The following is an 11,705-nucleotide window of genomic DNA, read 5'->3' as shown; positions in this document are numbered from 1 at the left end:
CTTACTTGTGGATCTTTCCACGCCTCTACTAACTCTTCTTTTGTAAACTTGTAGCCTTTTGACATTTCATTCATCCTCTCATTTTGTTTTTTATTTTTATTTACAAATCTTAATTGACGTTGTTAATCCTATAATTACTCCCACACAAAGTGGTGTTGTTTCTGGTTGTACATCTGATGCCCCTTGAATTTCCGCTAGTTCTTCTTCGCTTAATTCATTTAACGCTTTTCCTGATGGATGGTTCGGTAAATCTTTTAATTTTTCTCTTACTTGTGGATCTTTCCATGCTTCTACTAATTCCTCTTTTGTAAATTTGAATTTCTTAACCATTTCATTCCTCCTTTTGTTTTTCTATTTATTTGTTTGTTTGTTGTTCTCTACAGTTATAAATTTACAATATTCAAAGTTTTTAGGTAACTTCGCAAAATTGCATATTTTTAACATTTTTAAAATAAAAAATTCCTAACCTACAAAATGTAAGTTAGGAATTTCAGCTCCGGATTCAACAGTAAATAAACAATAATAGGCTAACAATAACATCAAAAAAGCCCTTTGCACGTGGTATTTTTACTTACCACACAAAGGGCTTCTGCACAAAATAATATTAAAGTTTATATAACGCGCCCAGAGGGATTCGAACCCCCGGCAGACGTGGTACCGGAAACCACCGCTCTATCCGACTGAGCTATGGGCGCATGATTATAGAAAACACTTCATTTTCTTCTCATAATAATAGCAATAAAATCCATCTAAATCAATAAAAATATCCCCGTAATACCTTATACATCTTAGCTAAAAGCATATAAAATCTATTCCACCCCTAAATTTTCCAATCATAAATTCTCCCCAACTCACAAATTATAACCTATGAATTGATATTCCAAAGGGGGCTTCATTCAATGACTGTAATTACGAAACTAAAGCAAACTGTTTCTGGATTAAAAAGTGCACAAGCTAGCTTAGAGGGATTCGCTCTTGATACGGATAACCAACAAGCTAAGCAACTTTTTCAAACAGCTGCGCAGCAAACACAAACGATTATCGATTCTTTAAACCCACGTGTTGAAGAAGTCCAACAGGAAGAACCACAATACTCACAGCAATAACGAATCCGTCTTGCTGTGAAATAGAAAAAGGATGATATGCAGTCATCCTTTTTCTATCACATTACATATTGCAATAGAAATGGAATGATAATTATGCGAAAACTCGGTCTCATAACCGCATTATTTGCACTTCTATTTAGCTCTTTTACTGGATGTGATAATAGTCCTTTAGATAAAAAAGTGAAAGAAGAAGCAAAACGAACGGAGAAAGAAAAAGGTCCAAAGTTAACAAAGACGAGTACGGAATCCTTTAATCAATCTATATCACAAGGAGCGAAGAAAAGAGCTCTCGCTATGGATGAAATTATAAAAAGCACAGCAGTGAATTCAAATTTAGATCTCTACATAGCAGTTACACCTGAGCATCACGAAAGGTTTGGATTAAAACCTCTTCGTAAAAAGCTTCAAAAGCAGCTAAGTGATGAGCATCCTACTTTCGATGTTCGTGTCAGTACAGATAAAAAAATCTTTATGTTACTCGAAAAACTCGAAAGAAAAATTAAGGAAAAAGAAGTATCTAAAGATGAAATTAATAAACAATTAAAATTCATTGGTAAAAAAATGGAGTCTAACACTTAACGCTTTTTAAAAGAAAAGGAAGGATTGCAATGTCTAGTAAAGATAAAAACTTAACCCCTGTACAACAGGAGTATAAAAAATTCGAACAAGAACGCGAACCGAAACGACCTGTCTTAAAAAATTGTATAAAAGCCTTTTTCGTCGGTGGTTTTATTTGCTTCATCGGTCAACTCATTTCTACTTTTTATATCACATATTTTGATTTCACTGAACGCTCAGCAGGAAATCCGACAGTCGCAACTCTTATTTTCATTTCTATGTTACTAACTGGATTTGGTATATACGATCGTTTTGGACAGTTTGCTGGTGCTGGTACAGCTGTACCTGTTACTGGATTTGGTAACTCTGTTATTGCCGCATGTATTGAGCATCGAACGGAAGGATTTGTCCTTGGCGTTGGCGGCAATATGTTTAAACTAGCGGGTTCTGTTATTTTATTTGGTGTATTTTCGGCTTTTGTCATCGCACTTATTAAAACGATTCTCGTTCAATGGGGAGGGCTATAAATGTTACAAGGACACCGAACGTGGGTATTTGAAAACAAACCAGTCATTATCTCAACAGGGGTTGTCGGTGGACCATTTGAAGCAAAGGGAAACATCCCAGAAGACTTCGATATCCTTCATGAAGATTTATGGCTCGGGCAAGATTCCTATGAAAAAGCACATAAAATTTTATTCGAAGAAGCTTGTAGTCGCGCTACTGAAAAAGCAGAACTTCGTAAAGATGATATTCAATTTGTACTCGCAGGAGATTTAATTAATCAAATTACCCCTACAAGCTTTGCTTGCCGCACATTGGGCACTCCTTATCTCGGATTATTCGGAGCTTGTTCTACTTCTATGGAAGGTTTAGCACTTGGGGCAAGTATCGTAAATGCAAAAGGTGCAAAATATTTATTAACTGGAGCTTCAAGCCATAATACTGCTGTAGAAAAACAATTCCGCTACCCTACCGAATACGGTGGACAAAAGCCGCCTACTGCACAGTGGACAGTAACCGGAGCAGGAGCCGCTATTTTAAGCGATACTGGACACGGTCCAAGGGTAACCTCTGCAACAATCGGACGAGTGGTTGATATGGGATTAACGGATCCGTTTAATATGGGAGGCGCAATGGCTCCAGCTGCAGTTGATACAATTGAGGCCCATTTACGTGAACGCCAAATTGATGCCTCTTACTACGATTTAATCGTAACAGGCGATCTCGGACATGTAGGACGCGAAATTGCTTATGACTTACTACATAAACACGGAACGAAAGTAACGAGCGAACAATTTCAAGATTGCGGAATTATCATTTATAGAGAAGGACAACCTGTCATAGCTGGTGCTAGCGGGCCTGGATGTTCCGCAACAGTCGTGTACGGTCATTTATTAAACCGAATGAAAAGAGGAGAGTTCAAAAAAATACTTGTCGTTGCGACAGGCGCTTTACTATCTCCACTTACATTCCAACAAGAAGAAACGATTCCGTGTATCGCTCATGCCGTTTCGATTGAATTTGGAGGTGCAACGCAATGATTTTTTTCTGGGCTTTCGTCATTGGCGGACTCATATGTGTAATCGGCCAACTTATGTTTGATGTCGGCAAACTAACACCCGCTCATACAATGGCAACACTCGTTGTTGCTGGAGCTATATTAGATGGATTTAATTTGTATGAGCCATTAATTGATTTCGCTGGAGCCGGGGCAACTGTACCTATTACAAGCTTTGGTAATGCCCTCGTTCATGGCGCAATGGAAGAAGCTGCAAAACATGGCATCGTTGGCGTTATTACCGGCATGTTTAAAGTAACGAGCGCCGGTGTATCAGCAGCTATTATTTTCGGCTTCATTGGAGCATTGTTATTTAAACCGAAAGGATAAGAGGTGTTTATATGACTGTTATCGCTAGCGTAAAAACTTGCCTTGCTAGTGTAAGAGGCGCTCAAGCAAGCTTAAGTTCCCTTTCACTAAATTCTACAGACGATGAAGCTAAACGCGTATTTCATGAATGTATGTTAGAAATGGACAGTGTCATCGCTGATTTACAGGATAGAGTTTCAGTATTAGAACGTGAAGAACCTCAATATAAAGGGTTTTAAGTAGACTGGAGGAAATGACTATGTCTCACCTACCGGAATGGACACTTGTCATCCTTCGCTCTGTATTCATATTAATTATTTTATTCACTATTACAAAGTGCTTAGGAAAAAGGCAAATCTCTCAGCTTTCCTTTTTTGAATACATAGCGGGAATGACAATCGGTGATATCGCTGCTCAAATAGCTACAGGGCTTGATCAAAAGTTTTTCCACGGTGTCTTTGCAATACTTATTTTCGCCTCCGTACCTTTTTTCGTTGGAATTCTTTCCTTGAAAAACAAAACTGCTAGAGATTTCTTTGAAGGAAAATCTACAGTGTTAATAAAAGATGGAAAAGTACTTGAGGATAATTTAAAGAAAGAAAAATATACAAGTGATGAGTTACTTGAGCTTCTTAGAGGAAATGGTGCATTCAGTATAGCTGAAGTCGAATTTGCTGTCTTAGAACCGAGCGGAGAATTAAATGTATTATTAAAGAAAGATTCTCAGCCACTTACTGCAAAAGATCTCGGTTTAAAAGTGCCAAATGAAAAAGAACCACAAACTGTTATTATGGATGGAAATGTACTAGATGAACCACTTTCAGCAAGCGGGCATAACCGCGCTTGGCTACACTCTGAACTAGAAAAGCTCGGTGTTGTTATCGAAAATGTTTTTCTCGGTCAAGTAGATTCATACGGACAACTTACTATCGACATTTACAATGACAAACTACAAATGCCTTCTCCTCAAAATAAGCCTTTATTATTAGCATCTTTAAAAAAATGTCATGCTGATCTTGAACTATTTTCTCTAGAAACAAAGTCGAAATCAGCAAGCGAAATGTATAGTAAAAACGCGAAACAAATCGAAAAGATTTTAAATAGAGTTACCTATCTTTTAAAAGACTAATTATCGAAAGAACGCTTCAGTTAACAAGCGTTCTTTTCCTTTTTCTCCAGTTTTCATAACGTTTAAATTTATGTAATTCGGTTATGATGTTGAAGATACATAAGCAGGGAATTTCGAAAACATAGCGAATATTTCATGGTACAACTACATATTTTTTTGATTTAAAGTGGTTTCGTTTGACCTTTATTGACCATAATTGTATTATAAGACTAAGAAAGCTTTAGAAGGAGGAAATAACAGATGAATTTAATTCCTACAGTAATTGAACAAACAAATCGTGGAGAACGCGCTTACGATATTTACTCTCGACTATTAAAAGACCGCATCATTATGCTTGGTAGTGCAATTGATGACAACGTAGCTAACTCAATCGTTTCCCAGCTTTTATTCTTGGAATCTCAAGATCCAGAAAAAGATATTCACATCTACATCAACAGCCCTGGTGGTTCTATCACAGCAGGTATGGCAATTTACGATACAATGCAGTTTATTAAGCCACAAGTATCAACAATCTGTATCGGTATGGCTGCATCTATGGGTGCATTCTTACTTGCAGCAGGTGAAAAAGGAAAACGTTATGCACTTCCAAACAGTGAAGTAATGATTCACCAACCACTTGGTGGAGCACAAGGTCAAGCGACTGAAATCGAAATCGCTGCAAAACGTATCCTATTCTTACGTGAAAAACTAAACCAAATTCTTGCTGACCGCACAGGTCAACCACTTGAAGTACTACAACGCGACACAGACCGCGACAACTTCATGACAGCAGAAAAAGCTTTAGAATACGGTTTAATCGATAAGATCTTTACAAATCGTTAATTAATTTAAAGCGGAAGCGGCTCGTTCAGAATGGGAGGAGGATGGAGCTTCTGACAAAGAGGTGCTTTTTACCTCGGCGGAAGAAGCGAAGCCACCGACCATTCTAGCCGCTGGAGCTGGATACATTTAAAGCGGAAGCGCCCTATAATTGGGCGCTTTTTTATTATCATATACCTCCGTCTGTATACCCCATCCAGTATCCCTCTAAATATATCAACGATTTTTCAATTATATCGAACAAAACTCAAATTATATCAACGATTTTTTTAATATATCAACGGTTCGACACAACATATCGATTTACCGACAATCTCCGACAAGGACAAACCAGCTAAATACCCCTCCCCGCTAATCCGCACAAACAACAAAACAAAAAAACTATCGCATATACGCGATAGCTCTTTATTGTACATATGCAGCTAATGCTTCTAAAGCCTCTTCTGCATCTGAACCTTCTGTTGTAATTGTTATCATGCTACCAGTTCCAATTGCCAAGCTCATAATCCCCATTATGCTCTTTGCATTTACTGTCTTTCCATCTTTCTCAATGAAGATATCTGCATGAAAGCGATTTGCCTCTTGTACAAACAACGCAGCCGGACGTGCTTGTAAACCGTTTTTTAATGAAACCTGAACTCGTTTTTGAACCACAGCTCCATTTCCCCTTTAACCTCTTATTTTTTTGCTACCGTTTCCCCCGCGCGTAATTTCTCTGCAATTTCATCGATTTTACGCAAACGATGATTAATACCCGATTTACTAATTTTCCCCCCGGATACCATCTCACCTAACTCTTTCAATGTTACATCTTGATAATCTCTTCGTAGCTGCGCAATTTCTCGTAGTTTATCTGGCAATATATCAAGACCAACCGTCTCATCAATATAGCGGATATTTTCAATTTGCCTTAGCGCTGCACCAATTGTTTTATTTAAATTAGCTGTTTCGCAGTTCACTAAACGATTTACGGAATTACGCATATCACGTACGATTCTAATATCTTCAAATCTTAAAAGCGCATTATGAGCACCAATAATATTTAAAAATTCCGTAATTTTCTCCGCTTCTTTCAAATACGTAATGTACCCTTTTCTTCTTTCCAGCGTCTTACTATTTAAATCAAATCCGTTCATCAGTTCACATATAGCATCATTATGTTCCTTATATAACGAAAAGATCTCTAAATGATAAGATGATGTTTCTGGGTTATTTACTGAACCACCTGCTAAAAATGCACCGCGTAAATACGATCGTTTACAACACTTCTTCTCAATCAATTCTTGTGATATATTTCGAATAAATGAAAAGTCATCTCGCACGATATGAAGATCGGCTAATATTTCGCGAGACTTCTCAACAAGCCTTACGATATATACATTATTTTTCTTCAATCGCATTTTTTTACGAACAAGCAATTCTACCGTTACGTCATATCCCTTTTTCAAAAGCGTATAAATTCTTCTTGCAATTGCCGCATTTTCTGTTTGAATATCAATAGATAGACGACGGTTTGAAAAAGAAAGCGATCCATTCATTCGAAGTAACGCTGATAATTCAGCTTTTTCACAGCATTCCTTCATTTCAAGGTTCGTCAGCTCTTTCTTTGTTTCTGATGCAAATGACACAGTCAACACCTCCTTATACGATTATTATGGAACAAAATTCTTGTCCTATATGAATGAGGAGCGCTACCTCAAACGAGGCAACGCATATTTATAACAATGAATATAAAATCGAAGCTAACTTTAACGTATCATGCCTTACAACACGATCATCATACTTCGCTAATCCACCTTGAATGACATCAATATTATTTTCAGCAAAACGTTCTTCATCCACTACAACTGGTGTAGACATTTCTTCCTCATATAACTTACGTAATTCACAAGGAATATCACGGTTATTTACAATTGCAGTATTGATAAATGGTTGCCCTAAATGATCGTGTAACGCCTGCACATGATCAAAAGCAGTATATCCCATCGTTTCACCCGCTTGTGTCATAACGTTACATACATACACCTTATTCGCCTTTGCAGCAAGAACAGCATCCCCAATTTTATTAACAACTAAGTTGGGTAATATACTTGTATACAAACTTCCTGGACCGAAAACGAGTAAATCAGCTCGTTTAATCTCAGCCAACGTTTCATGCAATGGCTCTACATCTTCTGGAGTTAAAAAGACACGATTAATCTTCTTTCCGTAATAAGGAATCTTTGATTCGCCTGTTACAATTTCTCCATCTTCAAGTTCCGCATGAAGTACCGCACTTTGATTCGCTGCTGGTAATACACGTCCTCTGACATTTAATACTTTACTTGTTTCCGTAATTGCATGGAAAAAGTCTCCTGTAATTGAGGTCATACCTGCCAACAATAGATTTCCTAACGCATGACCTTTCAGTCCGTCCCCTGTTGTGAAACGGTGCTGAAATAAAGCTTCCACCAGTGGCTCTACATCCGATAACGCAACAAGTACGTTACGGATGTCACCTGGAGGTGGAATTTCTAGCTCATCACGTAATCTACCTGAACTGCCACCATCATCAGCGATTGTAACAACTGCTGTAATATCAACAGGATATTGCTTTAATCCTCTTAATAAAACAGAGAGTCCAGTTCCGCCTCCCATGATAACAATTTTAGGCTTTCTCTCTTTTTTCATCCCTTAATGGCCCTTTCTCTTCTCCACATCACGATGAGATACATGAACACTATACTCTGGTTTCAAATGTTTCCCAAGGTATTCTGTAAGCGTAACAGAACGATGCTGTCCACCTGTACATCCAATTGCAATTACAAGTTGACTTTTGCCTTCTCTTTTATAATGAGGCAACATGAAAGTAATCAGATCCGTCAACTTCTCTAAAAACTTATGTGTCTCATTAAATTTCAGTACATACGAAGAAACTTCTTCATCTAGTCCTGTTAATGGCTTCATATGTGGAATGTAATATGGATTTGGTAAAAAACGAACATCAAATACTAAATCTGCATCAATTGGAATACCGTACTTAAATCCAAATGACATAACATTTACACGAAATGCTTGCTCAGTTTCTGTTGAGAACAAGTGAACAATTTTTTCACGTAATTCTTTCGGTTTTAAATCCGATGTATCAAGCACAATATTCGCTCGTGCCTTCATATCTGTTAATAAATCGCGCTCTGCTTCGATTCCCTTTAACGGCAAACCAGTTGGTGCAAGTGGATGCGAACGTCTCGTTTCTTTATAACGAGTTACAAGCGTACTATCTTTCGCATCTAAAAATAAAATATGAGGAATAATCCATGTACGTTCTGATAAATCATCAAGCGCTCCCCATAAATGTTCGAAAAACTCGCGGCCACGTAAATCAATACCAAGTGCCACTTTATTCATTTTCCCTTTTGAATCCGCCATAAGTTCAATAAACTTTGGCAATAACATCGGTGGCAAATTATCTACACAAAAATATCCTAAATCTTCAAAACTTTGTAAAGCTACTGTTTTTCCAGCTCCAGACATCCCTGTAATAATTACCATTTTTATATCATTATTCTCTGTCATCGTATCCTCTCCTTGACGGTTTAACTCGGATCTAATCGATATGAAAGCAACTCAAAATCTGGGGTATATACAAATGTACCGTAGATTATGCCATTTCCTTTAATTAAGTAATCAATAATGTGATAATCTCCTGGCGCCATTGCTAAATCATCAATTTTGTCAAATGTATGCCAACCAATGATGCCTTCTTCGCTCTCTAGTTTGTTTTCTCCTGCAAAATCTGTCGCTAAAAAGGAGAACATCATCCATTCAGAAACAACTTTATCACCTTCTTGGATGACAAAGGTGAAGACCCCCTTTAACGCTGGGTTTTTCAAATAAATACCTGTTTCTTCACGATACTCGCGAACAACGGAATCTCTTACAGTCTCACCACGCTCCATTTTCCCGCCTGGTGCAACCCACCAATTTCGGCGAGGTTTTTGGAGTAAGAGTACTTCATTATCTCTAATTAACACACAGTTTGTCACTCTTTGCATGTTTCTTCACCTCAGCTACTTGCAGTAAAATTCCTCACTGCATACTTCTTTCATTATACTATCAAAAACAGTTTGCTACAACGAAGGAGCCAGTCCTCTTTCGTTAAGCATATGCTACTCAACAATTTTAAAAAAGCTTTCTATAACAAGCAATGTAAATGCTTAGACTTTCAATGAATAGCATAAAAAATCCCCTTAACGATTTTTATCGCCAAGGGGATTAAAGCCTTTATTTCTTACCGAAATAAGTAACAATCGCAAATCCTAAAATAAAGGTAATAATCGAACTTATAATTGAAAATCCGCCAGTCGGAATCCCAGGGAACACAATTACAATCGAACCGATTACAAGTCCAATAATTGCCGCAAATGTCATACTTTTATAACGATCTAATAAAAAACTAATGCCTTTACTACTTACAACAAATCCGACCATAACACCAGCACCGATAACCACGATTAAAGGTAAATTAAGTGTAGTTAAAGCGTTAATTGCTGTTGGATACACACCAATAATTAATAAAATAAACGATCCACTAATCCCAGGAAGCAGCATGGCCATACTAGCCATCCATCCTGCGAAAAATAAACCAATTGCATTTAAAATTGTTAACGTCGTAATTGGATCTGCTGCCTTATCTGGTTTAAAGAAAGCTGTAATCGCAACAAGAATTGCTGCAACTATTAATAAAACAATGTGCTTACCTTTAAACGATGACTTTGCATCAGCTTCTCTCATTAACATCGGTAATATACTAATAATTAAACCGAGGAAGAAAAATTGAGTCGGTTCATAATGATTTGCAAGTAAATATTTAATAACGTGACTTAACGTTAAAAATGCTGCTGCCACACCAGCTGCAAGGGGAATTAAAAATCCTAAATGTTTTTTCCATTCACGACTAAAGAATCCACTAATTGCCGCAAGCAATTGTTCATAAATCCCTAACACAACAGCGATTGTACCGCCGCTCACACCAGGAATTAAATCACTAACGCCCATACAAAATCCACGATATATATTACGCCATTCCATACTGAATAAATTCCTCATTTCTTATAGTGATTTTTTCCGTAAAGTCCAGTATATCAATAAGAAAGCTTATAATCCTAATATTTTTTGACAAAACTTTGACATTTTCAAACAAAAAAAGAAGAAAGCTCCTGTCGGTAGCTTTCTTCTCACAAGGTATATTATCCCTTATTTTTCTGATACAGTTTTTAATTCCTCTAATAATTCTTCTACGTAATGTTGAGCACTTTGTGCTGCAATACTACCATCACCTGTTGCAGTTACAATTTGACGAAGCATTTTTTCACGAACATCACCAGCTGCAAAAATACCAGGAATTTTCGTTTCCATACGTTCGTTCGTTTCAAGGTAACCATTTTCATTTGTAATACCTAGTTCAACAAATGGTTTTGATAATGGTAACATACCGATGTATACGAATACGCCGTCAGTTTTGACTTCTTTCTCTTCTCCACTGTTTACGTCGACAAGTGTTACACTTCCTACTTTACCACTTGCTTCGTTGATTTCTTTTATAGTATGGTTCCAAATGAAATCTACTTTTTCATTTTGGAAAGCACGGTCTTGTAAAATTTTCTGTGCACGAAGCGTGTCACGACGGTGAACAATCGTTACTTTTGATGCAAAGCGCGTTAAGAATACACCCTCTTCAACAGCAGAATCTCCGCCGCCAATTACGATAAGTTCTTTTTCTTTAAAGAATGCCCCGTCACATACTGCACAATATGATACACCACGGCCGCCAAGTTCTGTTTCACCCGGTACACCAATTTTTTTATACTCTGCACCGCTTGCAACGATAATTGCACGTGCTTTATATTCTTTTTTACCAGCAATAATTGTTTTGTATTCTTTACCATCGATGACTTCTTTCACATCACCGTATGCATATTCAGCACCAAATTTCTTCGCATGCTCAAACATTTTATTTGATAAGTCTGGTCCTAAAATAGACTCATAACCTGGGTAGTTTTCTACATCTTCTGTGTTTGCCATTTGGCCACCTGGAATACCACGCTCAAGCATTAATGTGCTTAAATTTGCACGAGATGTATATACTGCAGCTGTCATACCAGCTGGTCCTGCACCAATAATAACGACATCATAAATTTTTTCTTCTGACACACTATTCACTCCTATCCATTCCTACACAATT

The 11,705-nt window shown here is 37.4% G+C and carries 16 protein-coding genes and 1 tRNA gene; 8 read left to right on the top strand and 9 right to left on the bottom strand.

The window, feature by feature from the left end; genetic code table 11:
* Positions 1 to 96 precede the first annotated feature (96 nt).
* Both CN409_RS04640 and CN409_RS04635 read right to left on the bottom strand, forming a co-directional pair.
* A complete protein-coding gene (locus tag CN409_RS04640) occupies positions 97 to 330 on the bottom strand; it encodes a mersacidin family lantibiotic (protein ID WP_086391186.1) in 234 nt (77 codons plus the stop codon).
* Positions 331 to 619: 289 nt separating this feature from the next.
* Positions 620 to 695: transfer RNA gene (locus tag CN409_RS04635), tRNA-Arg, on the bottom strand.
* 204 nt (positions 696 to 899) lie between these two features.
* Here CN409_RS04635 and CN409_RS04630 point away from each other — a divergent pair.
* The 8 genes from CN409_RS04630 to clpP all read left to right on the top strand — a co-directional run bounded on the left by CN409_RS04630 (position 900) and on the right by clpP (position 5,485).
* Positions 900 to 1,106, top strand: coding sequence for a DUF1657 domain-containing protein (locus CN409_RS04630; RefSeq protein WP_000216166.1), 207 nt, complete (start codon positions 900 to 902; stop codon positions 1,104 to 1,106).
* Positions 1,107 to 1,199: 93 nt separating this feature from the next.
* Complete coding sequence (locus CN409_RS04625) at positions 1,200 to 1,685, top strand: YhcN/YlaJ family sporulation lipoprotein (protein WP_001228545.1); 486 nt, start codon at positions 1,200 to 1,202, stop codon at positions 1,683 to 1,685.
* Between the two features lie 29 nt (positions 1,686 to 1,714).
* The gene (gene spoVAC / locus CN409_RS04620) at positions 1,715 to 2,191 is read left to right on the top strand and encodes a stage V sporulation protein AC (RefSeq protein ID WP_000095399.1); all 477 of its coding nucleotides are present in this window, start codon (positions 1,715 to 1,717) and stop codon (positions 2,189 to 2,191) included.
* Positions 2,192 to 3,208 (top strand): stage V sporulation protein AD, encoded by a 1,017-nt coding sequence (gene spoVAD, locus CN409_RS04615; RefSeq protein WP_000938972.1) that lies wholly within the window; start codon positions 2,192 to 2,194, stop codon positions 3,206 to 3,208.
* On the top strand, positions 3,205 to 3,555 hold the full coding sequence (spoVAE, locus tag CN409_RS04610) for a stage V sporulation protein AE (RefSeq protein ID WP_000575919.1): 351 nt from the start codon (positions 3,205 to 3,207) through the stop codon (positions 3,553 to 3,555). The genes spoVAD and spoVAE overlap by 4 nt, the downstream gene beginning before the upstream one ends.
* A gap of 11 nt (positions 3,556 to 3,566) precedes the next feature.
* On the top strand, positions 3,567 to 3,773 hold the full coding sequence (locus CN409_RS04605) for a DUF1657 domain-containing protein (RefSeq protein ID WP_000215916.1): 207 nt from the start codon (positions 3,567 to 3,569) through the stop codon (positions 3,771 to 3,773).
* 20 nt (positions 3,774 to 3,793) lie between these two features.
* A complete protein-coding gene (locus CN409_RS04600; protein ID WP_000018932.1) occupies positions 3,794 to 4,663 on the top strand; it encodes a DUF421 domain-containing protein in 870 nt (289 codons plus the stop codon).
* Positions 4,664 to 4,903: 240 nt separating this feature from the next.
* Positions 4,904 to 5,485 carry an ATP-dependent Clp endopeptidase proteolytic subunit ClpP gene (clpP, locus tag CN409_RS04595; protein WP_001049162.1) on the top strand — a complete coding sequence of 194 codons (582 nt, stop codon included), beginning with the start codon at positions 4,904 to 4,906 and terminating at the stop codon, positions 5,483 to 5,485.
* A 402-nt stretch (positions 5,486 to 5,887) separates the two neighbouring features.
* Here clpP and CN409_RS04590 read toward each other — a convergent pair whose 3' ends face one another.
* The 7 genes from CN409_RS04590 to trxB form a co-directional block, all read right to left on the bottom strand.
* Entirely contained in the window at positions 5,888 to 6,136 is a 249-nt protein-coding gene (locus tag CN409_RS04590; RefSeq protein ID WP_000250307.1) for an HPr family phosphocarrier protein, read from the bottom strand.
* 23 nt (positions 6,137 to 6,159) lie between these two features.
* Complete coding sequence (gene whiA, locus CN409_RS04585) at positions 6,160 to 7,110, bottom strand: DNA-binding protein WhiA (protein ID WP_000006563.1); 951 nt, start codon at positions 7,108 to 7,110, stop codon at positions 6,160 to 6,162.
* An 88-nt stretch (positions 7,111 to 7,198) separates the two neighbouring features.
* Positions 7,199 to 8,152: a gluconeogenesis factor YvcK family protein gene (locus CN409_RS04580; RefSeq protein ID WP_000712190.1), complete on the bottom strand. Its 954-nt coding sequence runs from the start codon at positions 8,150 to 8,152 to the stop codon at positions 7,199 to 7,201.
* Positions 8,153 to 8,155: 3 nt separating this feature from the next.
* Complete coding sequence (rapZ, locus tag CN409_RS04575; RefSeq protein ID WP_000138458.1) at positions 8,156 to 9,037, bottom strand: RNase adapter RapZ; 882 nt, start codon at positions 9,035 to 9,037, stop codon at positions 8,156 to 8,158.
* A 20-nt stretch (positions 9,038 to 9,057) separates the two neighbouring features.
* Complete coding sequence (locus tag CN409_RS04570) at positions 9,058 to 9,516, bottom strand: NUDIX hydrolase (RefSeq protein ID WP_001190080.1); 459 nt, start codon at positions 9,514 to 9,516, stop codon at positions 9,058 to 9,060.
* Between the two features lie 229 nt (positions 9,517 to 9,745).
* The gene (locus CN409_RS04565; RefSeq protein WP_000455196.1) at positions 9,746 to 10,552 is read right to left on the bottom strand and encodes a DUF368 domain-containing protein; all 807 of its coding nucleotides are present in this window, start codon (positions 10,550 to 10,552) and stop codon (positions 9,746 to 9,748) included.
* Positions 10,553 to 10,717: 165 nt separating this feature from the next.
* Positions 10,718 to 11,674 carry a thioredoxin-disulfide reductase gene (trxB, locus tag CN409_RS04560; protein WP_001288077.1) on the bottom strand — a complete coding sequence of 319 codons (957 nt, stop codon included), beginning with the start codon at positions 11,672 to 11,674 and terminating at the stop codon, positions 10,718 to 10,720.
* Between the last annotated feature and the right edge of the window lie 31 nt (positions 11,675 to 11,705).

It is taken from the genome of Bacillus sp. AFS012607, assembly GCF_002558005.1.
Classification (GTDB): domain Bacteria; phylum Bacillota; class Bacilli; order Bacillales; family Bacillaceae_G; genus Bacillus_A; species Bacillus_A thuringiensis_S.
Note: the sequence above shows the minus strand (reverse complement) of the source record. Positions and strands in the feature narration are given on the sequence as shown.